18 protein-coding genes, 1 tRNA gene and 1 pseudogene are annotated in these 20,378 nt (G+C 51.9%); 11 read left to right on the top strand and 9 right to left on the bottom strand.

Annotated features, from left to right (window positions below; translation table 11 throughout):
- Positions 1–49: 49 nt before the first annotated feature.
- Entirely contained in the window at positions 50–2,218 is a 2,169-nt protein-coding gene (gene katG / locus J2Y91_RS17225) for a catalase/peroxidase HPI (RefSeq protein ID WP_253539531.1), read from the bottom strand.
- 377 nt (positions 2,219–2,595) lie between these two features.
- On the opposite strand from katG, the gene J2Y91_RS17220 reads away from it, so the two are divergent.
- Positions 2,596–2,671: transfer RNA gene (locus tag J2Y91_RS17220), tRNA-Asn, on the top strand.
- 102 nt (positions 2,672–2,773) lie between these two features.
- On the opposite strand, the gene J2Y91_RS17215 is transcribed toward J2Y91_RS17220, so the two are convergent.
- Both J2Y91_RS17215 and J2Y91_RS17210 read right to left on the bottom strand, forming a co-directional pair.
- Complete coding sequence (locus tag J2Y91_RS17215; RefSeq protein WP_253538980.1) at positions 2,774–3,502, bottom strand: putative quinol monooxygenase; 729 nt, start codon at positions 3,500–3,502, stop codon at positions 2,774–2,776.
- A gap of 72 nt (positions 3,503–3,574) precedes the next feature.
- The gene (locus J2Y91_RS17210) at positions 3,575–4,633 is read right to left on the bottom strand and encodes an aldo/keto reductase (RefSeq protein WP_133623896.1); all 1,059 of its coding nucleotides are present in this window, start codon (positions 4,631–4,633) and stop codon (positions 3,575–3,577) included.
- Positions 4,634–4,815: 182 nt separating this feature from the next.
- On the opposite strand from J2Y91_RS17210, the gene J2Y91_RS17205 reads away from it, so the two are divergent.
- Positions 4,816–5,715 carry a LysR family transcriptional regulator gene (locus J2Y91_RS17205; protein ID WP_133623897.1) on the top strand — a complete coding sequence of 300 codons (900 nt, stop codon included), beginning with the start codon at positions 4,816–4,818 and terminating at the stop codon, positions 5,713–5,715.
- Positions 5,716–5,795: 80 nt separating this feature from the next.
- Here J2Y91_RS17205 and J2Y91_RS17200 read toward each other — a convergent pair whose 3' ends face one another.
- The 3 genes from J2Y91_RS17200 to J2Y91_RS17190 form a co-directional block, all read right to left on the bottom strand.
- Positions 5,796–6,278, bottom strand: a complete 483-nt coding sequence (locus J2Y91_RS17200) for a glutathione peroxidase (protein WP_253538976.1) — start codon at positions 6,276–6,278, stop codon at positions 5,796–5,798.
- Entirely contained in the window at positions 6,275–6,895 is a 621-nt protein-coding gene (locus J2Y91_RS17195) for a dTMP kinase (protein WP_253539529.1), read from the bottom strand. The genes J2Y91_RS17200 and J2Y91_RS17195 overlap by 4 nt, the downstream gene beginning before the upstream one ends.
- A gap of 226 nt (positions 6,896–7,121) precedes the next feature.
- On the bottom strand, positions 7,122–7,916 hold the full coding sequence (locus J2Y91_RS17190) for an AraC family transcriptional regulator (RefSeq protein ID WP_133623899.1): 795 nt from the start codon (positions 7,914–7,916) through the stop codon (positions 7,122–7,124).
- 87 nt (positions 7,917–8,003) lie between these two features.
- Between J2Y91_RS17190 and J2Y91_RS17185 the strand changes: the two genes are divergently transcribed.
- Positions 8,004–9,194: a CynX/NimT family MFS transporter gene (locus J2Y91_RS17185; RefSeq protein WP_253539526.1), complete on the top strand. Its 1,191-nt coding sequence runs from the start codon at positions 8,004–8,006 to the stop codon at positions 9,192–9,194.
- A gap of 94 nt (positions 9,195–9,288) precedes the next feature.
- Here the strand turns inward: J2Y91_RS17185 and J2Y91_RS17180 are convergent, their stop codons facing one another.
- The gene (locus tag J2Y91_RS17180) at positions 9,289–10,206 is read right to left on the bottom strand and encodes a LysR family transcriptional regulator (protein WP_133623900.1); all 918 of its coding nucleotides are present in this window, start codon (positions 10,204–10,206) and stop codon (positions 9,289–9,291) included.
- Between the two features lie 130 nt (positions 10,207–10,336).
- Here J2Y91_RS17180 and J2Y91_RS17175 point away from each other — a divergent pair, with 130 nt between their 5' ends.
- Genes J2Y91_RS17175 through J2Y91_RS17165 form a run of 3 tightly spaced genes read left to right on the top strand, consistent with a single transcriptional unit; the run spans position 10,337 to position 13,140 of the window.
- Positions 10,337–11,734: an amidohydrolase family protein gene (locus tag J2Y91_RS17175; RefSeq protein ID WP_133623901.1), complete on the top strand. Its 1,398-nt coding sequence runs from the start codon at positions 10,337–10,339 to the stop codon at positions 11,732–11,734.
- A 14-nt stretch (positions 11,735–11,748) separates the two neighbouring features.
- Positions 11,749–12,222: a DMT family transporter gene (locus tag J2Y91_RS17170; RefSeq protein ID WP_004958554.1), complete on the top strand. Its 474-nt coding sequence runs from the start codon at positions 11,749–11,751 to the stop codon at positions 12,220–12,222.
- Between the two features lie 57 nt (positions 12,223–12,279).
- A complete protein-coding gene (locus J2Y91_RS17165) occupies positions 12,280–13,140 on the top strand; it encodes an SMP-30/gluconolactonase/LRE family protein (protein WP_253538973.1) in 861 nt (286 codons plus the stop codon).
- A 239-nt stretch (positions 13,141–13,379) separates the two neighbouring features.
- On the opposite strand, the pseudogene J2Y91_RS17160 reads toward J2Y91_RS17165, so the two are convergent.
- Positions 13,380–14,821, bottom strand: a pseudogene (locus tag J2Y91_RS17160) (IS1182 family transposase).
- Positions 14,822–15,097: 276 nt separating this feature from the next.
- On the opposite strand from J2Y91_RS17160, the gene J2Y91_RS17155 reads away from it, so the two are divergent.
- From J2Y91_RS17155 to J2Y91_RS17135, 5 genes are all read left to right on the top strand, one after another.
- A complete protein-coding gene (locus J2Y91_RS17155; RefSeq protein ID WP_062818141.1) occupies positions 15,098–15,412 on the top strand; it encodes an ArsR/SmtB family transcription factor in 315 nt (104 codons plus the stop codon).
- 1 nt (position 15,413) lies between these two features.
- A complete protein-coding gene (locus J2Y91_RS17150) occupies positions 15,414–15,938 on the top strand; it encodes a rhodanese family protein (RefSeq protein WP_133623903.1) in 525 nt (174 codons plus the stop codon).
- A gap of 157 nt (positions 15,939–16,095) precedes the next feature.
- A complete protein-coding gene (gene yajD, locus J2Y91_RS17145; protein WP_133623904.1) occupies positions 16,096–16,443 on the top strand; it encodes an HNH nuclease YajD in 348 nt (115 codons plus the stop codon).
- A 282-nt stretch (positions 16,444–16,725) separates the two neighbouring features.
- The gene (locus J2Y91_RS17140; protein ID WP_133623905.1) at positions 16,726–17,703 is read left to right on the top strand and encodes a DUF1852 domain-containing protein; all 978 of its coding nucleotides are present in this window, start codon (positions 16,726–16,728) and stop codon (positions 17,701–17,703) included.
- 25 nt (positions 17,704–17,728) lie between these two features.
- On the top strand, positions 17,729–18,760 hold the full coding sequence (locus J2Y91_RS17135; protein WP_048915684.1) for a methionine synthase: 1,032 nt from the start codon (positions 17,729–17,731) through the stop codon (positions 18,758–18,760).
- An 81-nt stretch (positions 18,761–18,841) separates the two neighbouring features.
- On the opposite strand, the gene J2Y91_RS17130 is transcribed toward J2Y91_RS17135, so the two are convergent.
- The gene (locus tag J2Y91_RS17130; RefSeq protein WP_133623906.1) at positions 18,842–19,786 is read right to left on the bottom strand and encodes a GlxA family transcriptional regulator; all 945 of its coding nucleotides are present in this window, start codon (positions 19,784–19,786) and stop codon (positions 18,842–18,844) included.
- Positions 19,787–20,378: the final 592 nt, after the last annotated feature.

Genomic DNA, 20,378 nt, shown 5'->3' with positions numbered 1-20,378 from the left:
AGCCCGCACCGGGTTTCCCGGGCGGGCTGGTTGCAGACTCAGGCTAGTTTCAGATATCGAAACGGTCGAGGTTCATCACTTTGGTCCACGCGGCAACGAAGTCTTTGACAAACTTCTGCTTAGCATCGCTGCTGGCGTAAACCTCGGCTGACGCGCGTAAAATCGCGTTGGAACCAAACACCAGGTCGGCACGGGTCGCGCTGAAGCGCACCTGGCCGCTCAGACGGTCGCGCCCTTCAAAGCGTTCGCCGCTGGCATCGGTGGCTTTCCACTCGGTACGCATATCCAGCAGATTGCTGAAGAAGTCGGTGTTAAGTTCGCCGACTTTATCGCTGAAGACCCCATGCTGGCTGCCGTCGAAGTTGGCCCCCAGCGCACGCAGGCCACCTACCAGCACCGTCAACTCCGGCACGGTCAGCGTCAGCTGCTGCGCCTTGTCGATCAGCAGATTCTCAGTCGAGGTGCGGCCCGGTGCGGCGCGATAGTTACGGAAACCATCCGCTCTCGGCTTCAGCAGCTCAAACGACTCAATATCCGTCTGATCCTGACGCGCATCCACGCGGCCCGGGGTGAACGGCACTTCAATGTCGACGTTAACCGCTTTTGCCGCCTGCTCAACACCGACGACACCGGCCAGCACGATGATATCCGCCAGCGACGCCTTCTGCTCGCTCTTCTGAATTGCCTCCAGCACCGGCAGTACGCGTGCAGCCACGGCGTTCACTTCCCACTCGCGCTGCGGCAGCAGCGCCAGGCGGGCACCGTTGGCCCCTCCGCGCTTGTCACCGCCGCGGAAGGTTGAGGCAGAAGCCCAGGCGACCGAGGTCAGCTCCGCCACCGACAGGCCCGACGCGGCAATTTTCTCTTTCAGCAGCGCGATGTCATAGGCGGTTGGATGATAGCTCGGCTGCGGCAGCGGATCCTGCCAGATCAGGTCTTCTTTCGGCACTTCCGGCCCGATATAGCGTGCTTTAGGCCCCATATCGCGGTGGGTCAGCTTGTACCAGGCCCGGGCAAACGCTTCGTTAAACGCCTGCGGGTCGTTCAGGAAGCGGCGCGAGATCTTCTCGAACTCCGGGTCGAAGCGCAGCGTCAGGTCGGTGACCAGCATGGTCGGCTTATGCTTCTTCGCACTGTCAAAGGCATCGGGAATAATCTCCTCTGCATTCGAAGCTTCAAACTGAATCGCCCCTGCCGGGCTGCGCGTCTGCACCCACTCGTACTTAAACAGGTTCTCGAAGAAGTAGTGGCTCCACTGGGTTGGCGTCTGCGACCAGATCACTTCCAGACCGGAAGTAATGGCATCGGCGCCGACGCCGCTGCCGTGACTGCTGGCCCAGCCCAGGCCCTGCGCTTCAATCGGGGCGGTTTCCGGGTCGACGCCGACATGTTTGGCATCGGCGGCACCGTGAGTTTTACCCAAGGTATGGCCACCGGCGATCAGCGCCACGATCTCCTCGTCGTTCATGCCCATGTTGCCAAAGGTGGCGCGGATAGCCGGGGCAGCAGAAGCCGGGTCACCGCTGTGTTCCGGGCCTTCCGGGTTGACGTAAATCAGCCCCATTTCGGTGGCGCCGAGCGGTGAATTAGCCAGCGATTCCGGATGGCGATGCTCCAGCCAGGTGGTCTCATCGCCCCAGTTAACGTCAAGATCCGGTTCCCAGACGTCTTCACGCCCGGCACCAAAGCCAAAGGTGCGGAAGCCGGAGTTTTCCAGCGCGACGTTGCCCGCCAGAATATAGAGGTCGGCCCAGGAAATTTTCTGACCGTACTTTTGCTTCACCGGCCACAGCAGGCGGCGGGCTTTATCCAGGCTGACGTTATCCGGCCAGGAGTTAAGCGGAGCAAAACGCTGCTGACCACGACCGGAACCACCGCGCCCGTCAACAGAGCGATAGGTACCGGCGCTGTGCCACGCCATACGGATAAACAGACCAATATAGCTGCCCCAGTCGGCTGGCCACCAGGCCTGTGATTCGGTCAGCAGCGCGCGTAGGTCGCCTTTCAGTGCGGAATAATCAAGCTTGGCGAACTCCTGACGGTAGTCGAAGGATTCTCCCAGCGGGTTTGAACGGCTTGAGTGCTGGTTCAGCAGGTCGACTCTCAGCTGCTGCGGCCACCATTCGCGGTTGCTGGTACCGCCGCCAGAGACTTCGTTAGATTTGCCCGCATGGAATGGACACTTACCGGCAGAAGCTTCCCTGTCCGCTTCAACAATGGGCTCGGCACTATTCGCTTCGTTATCAACAGAATTGCTCACGGTCTTTCTCCTTTTCGCTTGATTACAGACACTCTATACGCGGAACTCACCCGCACAAACCTGTCTCACCCTATGCATTTGATAGGCTTTCTCTTCGGGAACTGCAGTCGGCACGCCCGCTTGTGTGGAGCCAGAGATTACTGAGTATAGAGTAGCCAGCCAAAGCGTAGGGGTTTATCTGCTTAATAAAAAACGGCCCGGCGCCGTATAAAACGCCATGAAATGCTTAACAAATCATCAGGTTGTTGCAAACATCAGCAAGCGAACCGCAGAGGATGATTTTTAGCATTGACACATCGCCAGGGCATGTTTATTATCCGCCCCGTTCACACGATTCCTCTGTAGTTCAGTCGGTAGAACGGCGGACTGTTAATCCGTATGTCACTGGTTCGAGTCCAGTCAGAGGAGCCATATTTAGAGAAGCCCGCTCGGGGAAACCCGAGCGGGCTTTTTGCGTTTAGTGGTCAGATGACAGAGACACTTAGCTTACAAGTGCAGCAACGATGCAGTTCATCACTCAATTTCATATCTCAGGCCACCCTTATTCATCAGCTTGCCGGGTTTGATTGGGATAGCTTCTTTATAAGTGGTCATTTCTGCCGTCTGCTCGATGTATTTTTTAAAATGAGGTGTCATGCGATGGGCCTGATAAGCCTCTTCGCTGGCGTATATTTCATAGAAATACCAGCGGTCAGGATTGGCTTTATCGATAACGGCATACATGGCCAGAACGCCCTCTTCCAGCTCAATGGACTGTGTCATTTCGGGCAACACGATATGGCGAAAATCTGAACCGAACTCTGGTTTAACATCAACGATGACAAAGTTGTTTATGGTGTTATCGCTTTGCAAAATCGGTTTATCTGCCAGGAGTTGCGGGTTCACCTCAATTCTACGCGTTTGGTTCGCCACCAGAATATCAGGTGAATTGCGCAAAAATTCTTTATAGCTCAATGAATTCAGGTGTTTTTCATAGGCATTGCTATCAGCGTAGATTTCAAAGACATAAACAGCTGACGGGTTTAACTTTTGTCTGGCTGAATAGATCGCCAGGGTGCCAGATTCGCCGGTTACCGAAGCAGTAATATTCTTTTCAGCCAGGCTGTCGTATGCATTATCTTTATTTTGCTGGATGACGAATTCAAACATATTGAACACCGGTGGAACAGTTCCTTTTTGTTCCTGAGCAGCAGCGGAACAGCCCAGAGTCAACAAAAGTGATAAAGAAATCCCGGCTTTCATAAATGTCCCTCTTTTCGGATGCATTAAATTTTGTGCCACTATTATTGATAAGGCGTATTAACCGCGCCAGCATCATAATCCATTTTCATTGCGCTCCACTCCCTGGTGGCTTCGCAAGGGTGAGAGCCGTGGCGCTTGTTCAGACAGCGGCGGTACGATGCCATCAACAACATGAGGTACGTAGGGTGCCTCCAGCGCTGCGATCTCTTCTGGCGACAATGTTAGCGTCAGCGCGTCAACTGCAGTTGCAAGATGTTCGGCTTTTGTCGCACCGATGATAGGGGCAGTAATCACAGATTTAGACAGCAGCCATGCAAGCGCAACATGTGCGCGAGGCACACCCTGCTCAGCGGCAATCTGCGCCACAACCTCAACCACTTTCCGGTCCTGCTGCGCGGCATTTTGATACATTTTCAGCGCAAAGGCGTCGTTCTGCGTTCGGGGAGTGGTTTCATTCCAGTCGCGTGTCAGTCTGCCGCGCGCCATCGGGCTCCAGGGGATAACCCCCACCCCCTGATCTTCACATTGCGGCAGCATCTCCCGCTCTTCTTCCCGATACAGTAAATTGTATTGCGGTTGCATAGATACAAAGCGCGTCCAGCCGTAACGCTCAGCGACATGCTGCATCTTGGCAAAACGCCAGGCTTCCATTGAGGATGCACCGATATAGCGAACTTTCCCGGCTTTCACCAAATCGTGAAGCGCTTCCATGGTTTCTTCAACGGGTGTGCCGTGATCAAAACGGTGGATCTGATACAGATCCACATAATCCATACCCAACCGGGTAAGGCTGTCATCGATGGCCTGAAACAGCGATTTTCGCGAGAGAAAACCTGTGTTTGGCGAGTTACGCCATGGGAAAAAAGCCTTGGTGGCGACGACGATTTCATCCCGATACGCCATATCGCGTAGCGCCCGACCGACAATTTCTTCTGAGCTTCCACCTGAATAAATATTAGCCGTATCAAAAAAATTAATTCCCGACTCAAGTGCCTGACGAATCAGCGGCCGCGAAGCGCGTTCATCAAGCGACCACGGCTGAGGAAGACGTTCTGGTTCGCCGTAACTCATGCATCCCAGACACAATCGCGATACTTTCAGGCCACTTCGCCCCAGGTTTACATACTGCATAATCATCTCCTCACCACGTTAATTTGGTCATCAGGACACAGAATTTGGCTTCCCTAACGGTGGATTGTTAAACGGGAAGTGAGTATAAACCACCCTGATTCTGTTTTTTAGAGCAGCAATAGCTCATACACTCTTAGCCAACAGCTAACAATCTGATTGTGTTTACTCTTCAGGATGACGCCATGAACAATGTCATTTACAACCAAATCCGTATTTTCCAGAGCATCGCCGGTGAAGGCAGCATTACTGCTGCGGCCAGGAAACTTGAGATAACGCCACCTTCCGTGAGCAAAGCGCTAAAACTGCTTGAGCAACATATTGGCCACCCGCTTTTTGTGCGCACCACGCGGCGCATTGAGCTAACGGACGCCGGAGAACAGTTGTTGCAACAGACATCCCGGGCGGTGGCCTCACTGGAAAGCGCGGTGGAAAGCATTAAAGACCTGAATCAGGACCCCTCCGGGCTGGTCAGAATTACGCTGTCACGCTTTGCTTACCTGCTTATTCTGAAGCCCTTGATGGCGGAGTTCTGCCAAAGCTACCCCGGAATACAGCTTGAGATATCCGTGTATGACGGAACCGTGAACATGATCGATGAGCGCTTTGATTTGGGCATACGTTTTGGCGATATCCTGGAAGAGAGTGTTGTGGCTCGCCAGTTGATGAAACCGTTTCGTGAGGGTCTGTATGCTTCAGCGGCCTATCTTGCAAAGTACGGTACGCCAGAACTGCCGACGGACCTGCATCAGCATCAGCTCATTGGCTACCGCTTTATCACCAATAACCGCATCCTGCCTCTGATGCTGGAGGATAACGGTGAGCAATTAACCGTTGAGATGCCAGGGCAAATCATCAGCAATGATATTGATGTCATGGCAGATGGAATACGCAGCGGTCTTGGAATTGGCAGATTGTTTGAGCCGGTGTATGAATTGCAGCCCGATAAAGCGCAATTTATCCCGGTAATGATGCCTTACTGGAAAACCTACCCACCGGTTTATCTCTACTACTTAAAGAGCACCGGTCATGCAAAGCGAGTGAAAGCACTGATTGATTTTTTAATCATGAAAACCACAAAATAGTTATCGTCATAACCTGTTATACGAACAGATCAATGAGTAGGACGATCTCTGGAAGTAGAGGGGTTGAATGACAGGGACTCTTAGCTTTCCAGAGCAGCTACGATGGCGGCTTCTATTTTCTCCGGCGTAGAGATCGGTGCAAAACGCTTGAGCGGTTTGCCGTCCCGTCCAATCAGGAACTTAGTGAAGTTCCATTTGATGCGCCCGCCCAGCACGCCTGGCAACTCATCCTTCAGATAACGAAACAGCGGATGAGCGGCGTTGCCGTTGACCGCCACTTTCTCGAACATCGGGAAGCTCACGCCGTAGTTGATATGACAGGTCTGCATAATGTCGTCAGTACCGCCGGGTTCCTGCTTACCAAACTGGTTGCAGGGGAAACCCAGCACCACCAGCCCCTGGGCGGCGTATTTCCTGTAAAGCGCTTCCAGGCCTGCGTATTGTGGCGTGAATCCACAATGGCTGGCGGTATTGACCACCAGCACCAGCTTGCCCGCGTAGTCGGCCATCGGGATGAGCTGGCCGCCCAGGCTAATGGCACTATGTTGATAAAAGGTTGTCATCTTACGGATCCCAGCACGTTGTTAATCTCAGCAATCAGCTGCATCGTTGCCTCCTCTATCGTTCCTTCATTGCGGCATAAAACCCAGCCGCGATTGGCAATTTCCCGCTCGAACGCCTCGGTACAGCAGACATGCTCTGCCAGCTTAGAAATCACCGTACTGCTCAACCCACGCGCCCGGGCCGCGGCTCTCGCCCATGAAATTTCTGGCGCGGTAACCACGCCGACATGCAGGTCTGGCGCGCGTACGTTTCGCTCAAGATTAAGCTTCAGAATGTCGTCGAATGGCATCATGCGGCGAAACGCGGCATCAGAGGGGTACCAGCGATCCATCAGGATAATGCAGTCCGCTGGCTGTTTCGTCAGTACATGCCGGGAAATCCATGCCCGGCTGTCCGCAAGTCGCTGACAAACCTCTCGTTCCAAATCCAGGCTGGGATTTCTGGCCAGCTTGTTGACCAGAGCCATGGTTTCCCCTCTCCAGGGATCGCTTTTTTTCTCGCAAAGCCGGATCACCTTCTTGTTGTCCGCCCTGAGTACGGTGGTCATGGCTTCCAACAAGGTGGTTTTACCCGCGCCCTTGGGGCCATCCAGAGAGACAAACAGCTGACGGCTCATCGCTGAAACAACGGTTGGCATACTGTTTTGGTAAAACTCAACGCTGACAAAAGCATTTTTACTTCCCTGGTATTAACGGCTAACCACCCTGTGCGGTGTAGTTTAAGGGATCCGTCTGTTAAATCACACCAGGTCTGTTTTTAAGCAGATAAGCGCTGAGAGGCAGCTTTGAGCCAGGAGCGGACGCTGGCGTTCTTGATAAAAATTCGGTTTGTGTTGTTTTGCATTAGTTTAGAGACGAAAAATATTGCGTCGGTGATTTACCCAGCGCTTTTCTGAACATCGTAATAAACGCGCTGACCGAATCATATCCCAGCGTTCCGGCTACGCGCTGCACGGACTGACCTTCAGCCAGATGGCTCAGGGCAATCATCAAATGCAGTTGCTGACGCCAGCGACCAAAGCTCATTCCAGTCGCCTCTTTTATCAGCCTGGCCAGCGATCGTTCGCTGGTGACCAGATGTGCAGCCCACTGCTTTAACGTTCGCCGATCATCAGGCTCATTAAAAAGTGCCTCCGCCATATTCCGGATTTTAGGATGATCGGATACGGGAAGATGGAGCGCTTCAACCGGCACATCCGGAATATGCTCCAGCAGCACCGCTGCGAGCCTGGCAGTTTTACTGTCAGGAGAATAAGCCTGTCCCTGCTCTGCCAGATACAGAACAAGCTCGCGGACCAGAGAAGTCATCGCCAGCGTACAGCAGATTTCCGGCATCGCTGCCGCGCCGGGTTCGATAAACAGAAAGCAGGTATCTGCATTCTTCGTGACCCGGCAACTGTGGGGGATTTCACCCGGAACCCAGACAGCATGTCCCGGTGGAACAAGCCACAGCGCATCCTCAACCTCACAGCTCACTGCACCGCGTAAAGAGATAATAAGTTGTCCCTTACGGTGAGCGTGCGGACTCTGACCTGCATACTCGCCTGACGATGACACATGCAGCGCGATAGCAGCCTGACTGAAAGCATCGGCATTAAACTCATCCGGTGAGGTCACCGGTTTTTTATTAACTGGCATGATTTAGTTATATGTTGTCAGGTTATCTATATTCTGTAACTCATGAGTACTTTAAAGTCTTTCTTTTTACCAGAGAAAGCAAAATTTATGTCCCACACTACGAACAAGTGGTCTTCAATCATACTTGTGACCGGCATCCTTTTTATAGCTATCAACCTGCGTGTTCCTTTTACCGCTATCGCACCCGTTTTAGAGTCTATTCGCCATGATTTTGGGCTAAGTATTACTGCCGTTGGGTTACTTAACTCGCTGCCTTTGCTGGCCTTTGCCGCCTTTTCACCGCTGAGCGCATCCATCTCACACAAGTACGGTCTTGAACGCACTCTTTTTGGTGCCCTGACCGTGATTTCAGCGGGCATCCTGCTTCGCTCTACAGGCAGTGTCTGGGCGCTTTATGGCGGAACCCTATTGATAGGTATCGGGATTGCCCTCGGCAATGTCCTGCTCCCTGGCCTTATCAAACGTGACTTTTCTGGCAACGTGGCTTCCGTGACGGGGGCATATTCCATCACCATGGGCGCGGCTGGTGCTATTGGTTCAGCCATTGTCATTCCTCTGACGCAGAGCTGGGGCTGGAACATCGCGTTAGGCATGCTGGTTATTGCACCGCTGCTTGCGTTGATTTTATGGCTGCCCCGGTTAAAGATGAAGCATCAGTTGCCGGGAGAGGGCGAGAAAAAAGCGGCGACCGTCGCGGTCTGGCGCTCGCCTCTGGCATGGCAGGTCACCTTGTTTATGGGCCTGAATGCGATGCCGTTTTATGTTGCTGTCGGCTGGCTCCCCGCCATTCTAACGGACAGTGGACTCTCCTCAGCCCAGGCCGGTGAAGTACACGGCATTCTTCAGCTGACCACCGCCATTCCAGGCCTGATTCTGGCGGCCACGCTGCGTCGCCTCAACGATCAGAAAGCAGCCGCTGTCGGCGTCAGCCTGTTAACCGCTGCGTCCTTTATCGGCATCCTGTACCTGCCGAGTCTGGCGATGCTGTGGGCTGCTCTTCTCGGCTTCGGCTCGGGTGCCAGTATGATGCTGGGCCTGACCTTCATCGGGCTGCGTACCAAAAATGCCGGTGACGCCGCCGCGCTGTCAGGCATGGCGCAGAGCGTCGGTTATCTGATGGCGGCGATGGGTCCGCTGCTGCTGGGCAAAGTACAGGAGTTGTCCGGAGGCTGGACATTGCCATTACTGATGACCGCAGCAATCGCGGTCGCTGGTGCCTGCACAGGAATGGCTGCCGGACGAAATGCACACCTGGAACCGGCACAGCAGCCGGGCTGAATTTGCCGAAACAGCAGGAGAGCGCTCTGTTCTCCTGCTGCGGATACTCTCCATTATCGTTCCGATAAATATCCCTGCTACTTAAGGCGACCTTTTACAGAGAAGACCGTTTTTGACCTGCGCCATCGTTAAAAAGCCCGGCGACCCAGTCAGCAAAAGCACGCACTGCGGGAGAGAGAAAACGCTGATGCGGATAGAGCATCGTCACCGGCACTGAAGGTGGCTGCCAGTCCGCCAGAACCTCGACCAGCTTGCCTTGCTGCAGATTCTCCGAAATGACATTCTCAGCAAGCTGCGCCAGCCCAAAACCCTCAAGACACAGTCTGATATAGAGTCCCGTTTCGTTAACGGCTGCTTCTCCTTCTACCGGAACGGAAAGCATCTCAGTGCCACGCGTAAAACGTAGTTCATTGGTCCGTCTTCCCGAACCGGAAAAGTAATGAATTGCCCGATGCTGCGACAACGCTTCCGGCGTCTCAGGGATACCGTACTCCCTGAGATAGTCCGGCGAGGCACAGGTCACCCAGCGAAACCGGCCAAGGGGACGGGCAACCAGCGTGGAGTCGGTTAATTCTCCGGTTCGGATCACGCAATCCACACCTTCCTGAACAAGATCAACCTGCCGGTCGCTGACGCCAATCATCAGATAAATATCCGGATAGAGCCGGTAAAAATCTTTCAGATTCGGCATGACGATAAAATGGGCGATCCCACCGGGCATATCTATCCGCAGTCGCCCCTGGGGCCGCCTGACGGAATCGGTCAGGCTGGATTCCGTGTGTTCAATCAGTGAAAGGATTTCCCGGCACTGCGCAAGATACTGCAGGCCTTCAGGAGTGAGTCTGACCCGCCTCGTCGTCCGGTTAAGCAGACGCACCTGCAGGTATTTCTCCAGATTTTTAATCGTGCTGGTGACGGTGGAAGCTGGCAGAGACAGTGTCTCTGCCGCGCGCACAAAGCTTCCGGCTTCAGCAACCCTTATAAAAACCTGCATAGCCTGAATCCGATCCATCGTCCTGCTCCTGGATAAAAGTGAGCCTGATTATTCGCGAATTATGAATTATGAAAACGCTTTATGCATCTTTTTCAGGCTAATGACGTGGCGTATCGTTTCCCCATTAATCACAAAAGAGGCAGGTTTAATGACCGACTACATCCGAAATATTGTTAACAATCAGAATGTCACTTCACTGGCTACGTTGATTCGTGGCGCGACGATACTGAGTATGGACGGGAACGTCGGTAACATTGAGCGCGGCGATATTCTCATCAACGGCTCAACGATTACCGCCGTCGGCCAGAACCTTGATGTGCCGGATGCGCATGTCATTGATGCCACCAACATGATCGCCATGCCGGGAATGGTCGATTCTCATCGTCACGCATGGGAAGGACAGCTGCGCCGAATTAACCCAAACGCCACCTGCCTGGACGACTACAGCAACGCCACGCACTTCTCCTTCGCTAAATATTACCGTCCTGCCGATATCTATGTTGGCAACCTGCTGACGGCGCTGGGCGCTATTGACGCGGGCATCACCACGATGATCGATAACTCGCACAACAGCCGAACTGCAGCGCATTCCGATGCCGCCGTCGAGGCCTTACTTGATACCGGCATTCGCGCCATTCATGCTTCCGGCGCACCGGTAGCTGGCGAATGGGATAAAGCGCACTGGCCGGGAAACTGGCAGCGTCTGCAGGATAAGTATTTCACCGACACCCCTGAAAGCCTGGTCTCTCTCGCCGTCATGGCCCAGCTGGAGCCGGAGTTGTGGACCGAGGCCCGCAGGCTGGGACTGTCGATTGTCACTGAGTTCTTTGGCGCTGAGATGGGGTCTGAACTTGAGTCGCTGCATCAGCAGGGGCTGCTGGGTCCGGACAATATTTTCAATCACTGCACGGCGCTGCCGGACCGGGGATGGAAAATTCTGCGGGAGGCCGGTGTCAGGGTGAACGTCTGCCCACGCTCAGATTCGCACTATGGCATCGAAAGCGGGATGTTCGCCATTGAGGCCGCGCAGCGTCATGGCATCAACCCTGGCCTGAGCGTAGACAATGAAACGTCGTACAGCACCGATATGTTTATGGAGATGCGCGTCGCCTTTTACCTGCAGCGCGTGATGGGCATGCATCAGCAGCAGTGCTGCGATTCAGAACATGCGCTGAAAACGCTTCCGGCGGCGCAACTCCTTAAAGCCGCGACTCTTGATGGCGCTGTCTGTGCGGGGCTGCAGAACAAAGTGGGCAGCCTGACGCCAGGCAAACAAGCCGACCTGGTGCTGATTAGCGTCAGTGATCTCAATCTTTACCCTTCCGGCAATGCCTTTGGCACGGTGGTTCATGCCGCCGAGCGCAGCAACATCGACACCGTCATGATCGGCGGACGCATCGTTAAACAGAACGGTAAGGTGCTGGGCGTAGACAGCGCGCGACTACGTGCGGCGATTGATGAGTCGCGTGAGCACCTTTTTGCAGCCTCTGGTTACCAGCCTGACATTTTTGCTGACACCTTCCTACCGCTGGTGCAGGCCGACTGACCAGGATGAAAAGCATGGGCATGATCTATTACGTAATCGCTTTTGCCGCAGGTCTGGGGATCACCCTGCAGACGACCCTGAACAGCCAGCTGGCAAAGGGACTGGGCGGCGATCCGGTCACTGCGGCGCTGTTTTCATTTACGGCAGGCGCGTTCAGCCTGGGGATTTACGCGCTGCTGCGGGGTGGGTTGATGACATCGCTAGCGGCGATCCCGTCGCAACCCCTCTGGAGTCTGGCGGGCGGAATGATAGGCGCATGTGCACTGTTCAGCTACGTCGTGCTTGCGCCGAAAATTGGGTTTTCAGCGCTGCTCGGGCTGGCGATTGTCGGACAGTTACTTTCCTCGCAGATGATTGACCATTTTGGCTTGCTGGGCGCTGTGCGGCGTCCGGTTTCGTTACTCAGGCTGGGGGGAATGGTTGTCATGCTGATCGGACTTGCCGTCATGCTTTTCGGCGATAGGCTCTCTGCACGTTTTCTGCAGTAGCTGCGTTATCCACTTTTGCCATCGTGCAGTACGACCTTTTATCTCCGGAGGATTATCATGTTTTCAATTGCAGCTGAGGTCAGGAATACGCTCGGAGAGTGCCCGCTGTGGTGTGAAAGAACCCGCAGGCTCTACTGGACTGACATTGAAGCCAGTGAACTGCTCGCAATAGAAGAAGGCAATGATGCTGTGATGCGCTGGTCGCTGCCGGAACGCCTTGGCTCCTTTGCACTGACTGAAAAAAGTCACATTCTGCTGATGGGATTCGCGTCAAGACTGGCTTTCTATGATCTCAACAGCGGGTTAATTACCCCAGTGGCCGCTTCACCGGGAGGCACCGATACCCGCATAGGTGATGGACGATGTGACCGTGCCGGTAATTTTGTCTTCGGGACGATGGATGATGGTTATCCCGTTAAAGTCATCGGTAAGTTTCATCGACTCAACGCGGCAACGCTGACTGTTGAGACGCTTGCACTGCCCGATGTCGCTATACCGAACAGCATCTGTTTCAGCCCCGATGATGGCACGCTCTATTACTGTGACTCGATGCAGGGTCGGATAATGTGCTGTGATTACCCCTCGCTGCAGAACCAGCGCGTGTTCGCCGAAAGCGAAGGCAGCGGCGCGCCTGACGGCTCCTGCGTGGATGAGATGGGCTATCTATGGAATGCTGAATGGGGGGGGAACCGTGTTGTCCGTTACCGCCCGGATGGGACCACAGACGCTATTCTGACGTCACCTGGAATCCAGAGCACCTGTCCGACACTGGCCGGTGAGGGTTTTACCCATCTCTATTGCACCACGGCTACAGTGGGACTCACTGCGCTGTCTGAATATGACGGTGCATTGCTCAAAGCTAAATCTGATCTCAGTCCCGGATTACCTGAAAACCGCTTTGCGGCACACACAGTTTAATGGTTTTGATACTGATAGAAATTTGGCAGTTCAGGCTCAAAGAAAACGTCCGCTTCTGGCACAGGCTGTGTATAAACCCGGTTTTTGCAGTATCCGAGGACTAACACTAGCCAGGGATGCAAGATATTCCTGATATGGACTGTATTCGCAGTGATTTGTATGTAGAGGCAAAACGAGGCTATGTGCTGAATATTGAGTGCTAATGACCTGTTATTAGGGGGGAAAAGCGGCCACTGCCGCTAGTTGCATCGTTCTCGCAGCTTAATGGCCAATCCTTCGGTACCCCAGATGGACATCATCCTTTTCAGGTTATAAGCCAGTACATGCAGACTGATTTCTGTGCTGACGTTTTTAAACCGTTGCGTCAGGAAGTGAGTCGCTCCCATCCACATTTTAATTGTCCCGAACGGATGCTCTACCGTTTGCTTTCGCACGACAGCTGTTTGTGGCGATGCATTAAGCCTGGCTTGCATGTCTTCCATTTCTGCTTCATGAACCCAACGCCTTATACGTCTTGGATCGCGTTTTGATGTGGTGCACCTTGACCGCTGACTGCAATCGCGACAGGCAATATTGTTAAAGTACATTTGCTGTTCTAAACCATCCTCAACCATCGTAAATCGGTTCTGAAGCTCGTTACCCATCGGGCAAATATAAATATCTTTTTCCTGGTCATATTTGAACAATGAACGATTGAAAAGACCTTTACGGTCAGCGCCAGAGGTATCGCCTTTTGGTACTAAGGCTACGGCACCTAAGTCCTGCGTTGCTTTAATATCTCCCCGGCTGTAATAACCTTTATCAGCCAGTACGGTAATATCCGCTTTGCCAACAGCGTTCTGCGCTAATTTGGTCACCGCTGTTAGCTGCCCACGGTCTGGAGTATTCGTTACTTCATGCGCAATAATCAGGTGATATTTAGCATCAACGGCAGTCTGAACGTTATAGCTCACCTGGCGGTTAACATTGTTTATCTTCATTAGCCGGGCATCAGGATCTGTCAGTGACAGCTGCTTATCTGGGTGCTGCGCAACAGCCTGCTGGATTTTCCTGAGTTCTTTCAGACGCTTTTGCAGCCATGCCACTTTCGCAGTTGTTAAACATGCATTTTTTTCGGGCTCCGCAGCCTTGTCAGCTTCTTCGAGCTTATTCAGGTAAAGAGAGATACTTTGCTCAACCCTTTCAATGTGGCCTTTTGTTTTCTGGGGCGTGAAATTGTTCGATTTGCTGTTTACCGCCTTGAACTTACTACCGTCAATGGCAACCACCACATCGGTGAATATCTGCATCTGCCGACATAGATCAATGAAAGCGCGGCAAGCGTTTTTGATGCCTTTACCATTGTTTTTTCTGAAGTCTGCAATGGTTTTAAAATCAGGCGTTAATCGCTCAAGTAACCACATCAATTCAACGTTACGATGGGCTTCTTTCTCTACCGGCGGGATGACTGGATGCGGTTCAGGTACCCATAAATGTACAGCTTCAGCATGGTTGCGGGGTGATATCCAGGCCGCCCGGTTTGTTTTGCATTAACGCGCTCAAAGCCAAGTGCATCAAGATGTAGTCCATCAACAAAGACGTCAATAACCCTGACAGGGTTGTCTTCTGTGACAAAATCATCCAGCACTTCAGGGAGCAACGTCACCTGATGTCTGCCTTGACCTTTAATATGGTGAGTCATACCTGCAACCGCTTTATCTAATCGTATGATTATAATTTTATTAAATAAAGTAGATTTCCGCATGGGTTTATCAAGAATGGTTGATCATATAAAGCCACTACTTAGACCAAAAAGTGATCAGTAGTTTTCACACAGCCTGGGCACGAAGCGGACAGCTAAGTTGAACACCGCCTGCAATCAACAACGGCAGATATCCTGCTGCACTTAGAATCTTTGATTGCACGTGAGCATCATTTGATTTAGATTTTACTAAATTTAGAAAAAACTAAAATAAGAATGAAAGAAACGAGTCTACTTCACATACAAGAGGGGGCCTTGCGGGCAACCACGCTGCTTAAGTCGATGAGTAACAGCAGTCGTCTGTTAATCCTCTGTATTCTCATTGATAAACCCGGCACCTCTTCGGGTGAACTGGGGCAACTGACCGGCTTAACACCTTCTGCAACCTCTCAACACCTTGCGAAAATGAAAGACGAGGGTTTGATTGAGTCAAAAAGGGTCGCGCAAAAAGTCAACTATTTCATCAAAAACGATGCGGTGAAAAAAGTTATATCCACCTTAAAAGACATTTACTGTCCTGAGGATTGTTAAAATGACACCAGAATCAGTCTCACCGCAAGAAGCCCAAAAGCTTATTGAAGCAGGCGCTGTGCTCATTGATATCCGGGAACGCGCTGAATACTTGCGTGAGCATATACCCCATGCGAACTCGCTTCCGCTCACTGAGATTACGGCAGGTAAAACGGTGGAAAATGCGGCGCGACAGCCTGTCATTTTCCACTGCCAGGCAGGAATGCGCACGGTTCAAAATGCTAACGCGCTGACCCATGCCGCAAGCCCTGCGTCGGTTTTACTGATGTCAGGTGGCATTAACGCGTGGAAGCGCGTCGGCCTTCCGACAATCGAAGACAAAAAGCAACCACTGCCTGTTATGAGGCAAGTCCAGATTGCTGCGGGCACGCTTGTTCTTACCGGTGTTGTTTTGGGATACGCCGTTGACAGCAGGCTGTTTCTTTTATCAGGCTTTGTCGGTGCAGGACTACTTTTTGCCGGCTTAACGGGGTTTTGTGGAATGGCAAACATTTTGTTAAAAATGCCATGGAGCAGGAATTCCTGAGAGGGCTTCTGAGGCTGTGGCTGGAGGGCCGAGTATAACCCGCGCACTTTGCGGCATTAATTTTGCAAAAGTCACTTCCTGTTTCTGGTTCTGCACCATTGTGGGATATATTGGCAGCACTATCGTAAATGAACATTAGATGCAGGTAACCTCAGCAATGGCTCTGATCCCCAACAACTATGCGCGGCTGGAACCCGGCTATCGTGAAAAAGCCCTGAAAATCTATCCCTGGGTTTGTGGACGCTGCGCGCGCGAGTTTGTTTATTCAAACCTGCGTGAATTAACGGTTCACCATATCGACCACGATCATACCAACAATCCGGAAGACGGCAGTAACTGGGAGTTGCTGTGCCTCTATTGCCACGACCACGAACATGAGAAATATACGGAAGCCGACCAGTACGGCACCCGCGTGGTCGCCGGGGAAGATGCGCAGAATGATGTAGGCGCAGCCACCTATAATCCGTTTGCCGATTTAAAGTCGCGGCTGGATAAGAAGAAGTAATCGCTGCGATACCCGCTTCTGGCGCAGATCCTGTGCCAGATGTTATCATAATAACAATAAATTCATACAGTTACCTCATGCGCCTTCTGCCCTTCGTGCGATCATGAAGATGGCTCATGCAGCAATGAAATTAAATCACTTTTCCTCAATCAGTGACTCTGGCATAAAGTACCTACTGCTATTTTATTTAGACCATCTGAATAATAAAACCAGAAAAGAAAATTTGAAAGCACTGAATAAATAATTCAGGTTTTATATCAGAAATCAGGATACTTCATCGCCATGAATAATAAATTAAAATTTACGCTTAAAAGCCTCACTTTCGATGAGAATTATAACCCCTCTGAGAATACTCGTATTACCACCAACTTCGCTAATTTAGCGCGCGGTGAGATGCGTCAGGAAAACTTGCGTAATGCCCTGACGATGATTGACGATCGTTTTAATAGCCTAGCGCGCGAGGATAATCCCAACGGCGATCGTTACGCCGTGGAGCTTGAGATCGTCTCTGTTGAGATGGATGTGGAAGGCAAAGGCGTTCCCTTCCCGGTGATTGAAATATTGAAAACCCATATCGTCGATCGTAAAAACAATCAGCGCATTGAGGGGATTGTCGGCAATAATTTCTCTTCTTACGTGCGTGATTATGACTTCAGCGTGGTGCTGTTAGAGCATAACAAAAAACGGTCCAGCTTCAGCACGCCGGATAATTTTGGTGCGCTGCACGGGAATCTGTTTAAAACTTTCGTTAACTCAAGCACCTACAAAGAAAACTTCAAGAAGCAGCCGGTTATCTGCCTGAGCGTGTCCAGCAAAAATACCTATCACCGCACCGACTATCAGCATCCGGTACTGGGCGTTGAATATCGGCAGAATGCGCTGTCCATGACCGATCACTATTTCAAGAAAATGGGTTTGGAGGCGCGCTACTTTATGCCGCCAAATGCAGTCGCGCCTCTGGCCTTCTATTTCTCCGGTGACTTAATTAACGACTATACGGATCTTGAGCTGATCAGCACCATCAGTACGATGGAAACGTTCCAGAGAATTTACCGTCCTGAAATTTACAACGCGAATTCAGTCGCGGGACAAGAGTATCAGCCAAGCCTGAACAGTCAGGACTATGCATTAACTAAAATTGTTTACGATCGCGAAGAACGCAGCCAGCTGGCCGTTGAGCAGGGCAAATTGACTGAAGAGAAATTCATTAAGCCTTACCAGAATGTTCTTAAGCAATGGTCTGCAGATACCGTTCTTTGATTCAGAAATTACAAGGTCACCTATTATGAAAAAGTTATTACCCACTTCCTCTGCTGGCAGCTTGCCTAAACCCTCCTGGCTGGCACAGCCTGAAGTTTTATGGTCGCCGTGGAAATTGCAGGATCAGGAACTGATTGACGGCAAGAAAGACGCTCTGCGTCTCTGCCTGGAAGACCAGCAGCAGGCGGGCATTGATATTGTCAGCGATGGCGAACAGACACGCCAACATTTCGTCACCACCTTTATTGAGCATCTCGAAGGCGTGGATTTCGCGCAGCGTGAAATCGTTAAGATTCGCGACCGTTACGACGCCAGCGTGCCGACCGTCGTGGGTCCGGTAAGCCGCAAAAAGTCGGTCTTTGTCGAGGACGCTAAGTTCCTGCGTCAGCAGACTGACAAGCCAATTAAGTGGGCCCTGCCGGGTCCGATGACGATGATCGATACCCTGTATGATAATCACTATAAAAGCCGTGAAAAACTGGCGTGGGAATTCGCTAAGATCCTGAATGAAGAAGCGAAAGAGCTGGAAGCGGTGGGTGTGGATATTATCCAGTTCGATGAGCCAGCGTTTAACGTCTTCTTTGATGAGGTGAATGACTGGGGTATCGCCACTCTGGAAAGGGCCATCGAAGGGCTGAAGTGCGAAACGGCTGTGCATATTTGCTACGGCTACGGCATCAAAGCGAATACCGACTGGAAAAAGACGCTGGGTTCCGAGTGGCGCCAGTACGAAGAGATTTTTCCGAAGCTGCAAAAATCGAATATCGACATTATTTCACTCGAATGTCAGAACTCGCATGTTCCTATGGAGCTGCTGGAGCTGATCCGCGGGAAAAAAGTGATGGTGGGCGCCATTGACGTGGCAACTAACAATATTGAAACCCCCGAAGAGGTCGCCGCGACGCTGCGCAAAGCGCTGCAGTTCGTCGATGCCGACAAGCTCTACCCTTGCACCAACTGCGGCATGATCCCGCTGCCGCGTGGCGTGGCAAGAGGCAAGCTCGATGCCTTGAGCGCGGGTGCCGAGATCATCCGTAAAGAGCTACTGGCTAAATAACGCTGCCTGATTAAAAGTCCGTGAAGGGGATCCTGAGCGGACTTTATAATTCAACGCGACCTTCCCCTGGTTGTTCTACAGTTAGTCATTCTGTGCACGATGACGTAGGGTTTGCGGCGACTCCCCGGAGGTACGCAAAAATGCCTTGCGCATCCTCTCTGCCGATATAAAACCAACACTTGCTGCAATATTGTCAAAATTATCGTGCCCCTGCTCTATTCGAGCGCTGGCAACTTCAAGGCGTAACTGTTCCACTGCTTTCGCCGGTGTTATACCCGTTTCCCTGCGGAAGGCTCGGGAAAAGTTTCTGGGGCTCATCGCCATACGGTCGGCAAGACACTCAACCACCAGGACTTCATCAAGATGTTCCCGAACCCAGCCCATCAGTTCGCTAAATAATCCAGCACTGGGTGCGATCTCCAGCAAGACGGACTTTTGTGAATAACGACCAGGGCGGCGATAATATACCACCAGCTGTCTGGCGACCTGAGTAGCCACCGAACGTCCCAGATCCTCTGCAATTAATGCCAGTGCCAGGTCAATGCCAGCGGTAATTCCCGCCGATGTCCAAATCTTTCCATCACAGACATAGATACTGTCAAATTCCACCCTGACTTTAGGATAATCTCTGGCCAGTTGCTCCGCCCGACACCAGTGAGTTGTCGCCCGGTGTCCATTAAGGACACCGGAGGAGGCAAGCAGAAACGCACCTGAGCATACGCTTGCCAGACGGCGAACTTTCGCCGCAGCTTTGCGGATATATTGTTGAAGTGGCACATTCTCCACCATAGTCGAGATACCGGGTCCACCCACAATCATTAACGTATCATAATCAAGGGGATGACAAGAATTAGCTACCGTTCCAACCCCACCAGAACTCGATATTATCCCCTGCTGATGAGAAATAACACTCAACTCATAACTTCCAGGAATAACCTGGCTGGCGACCTCAAAGGCGGTTGCAGGCCCTGACATATCAAGCAGTTGAAATCCTTCAAAAACATACAGTCCTATCTTACGTGTCATGGCAGTAATACCCCGATATTAGTCATTGCTCTCAGTAGACATCACCGTTATTTTAAAACATGTTAAGTGCATCATTTATAATTTTATGAATCATTGATGCCAAATTAGATCATTCACACTTGAGGTAAAAAAAAGAAAGTAATTTATCTTTTAACACCCTAATGAAAATACTATGAATCTGGAACTAAGCATCTAATACAAAAACATCTCTGTTGAGGAAGATCAGATGAAAGGGAAACTTTTATCACTGTCCTATGCTCCTTCCGAAGCGACGCCTGAACATGAAACATTTATTAATCAGGGTAGAGAGATATTTAGAGAGCACCAGAAAGGGAGGCATGTGCAGTTCGATATCACCACTCGCCTCTGAGGTATCCCCACAAAAATTGATTGAATATTGTTGCGGGATGACAGGTGCCCGGTTTCAGGAGGGAGGGCTGCTTTCCGCACCGGCATGAATACATCCCTGTAGCCTGGCTCACGGCCATCCCTGGCCGTGGGCCTGCTGCAATCAGCCCTCCCCCCTTGCACCCAAAGCCGCAGCGTCGCGGTTTGAAAGCCACAGCGAGCACGATGATAGCGGGGGATGGGC

It is taken from the genome of Erwinia aphidicola, assembly GCF_024169515.1.
Classification (GTDB): Bacteria; Pseudomonadota; Gammaproteobacteria; order Enterobacterales; family Enterobacteriaceae; genus Erwinia; species Erwinia aphidicola.
Note: the sequence above shows the minus strand (reverse complement) of the source record. Positions and strands in the feature narration are given on the sequence as shown.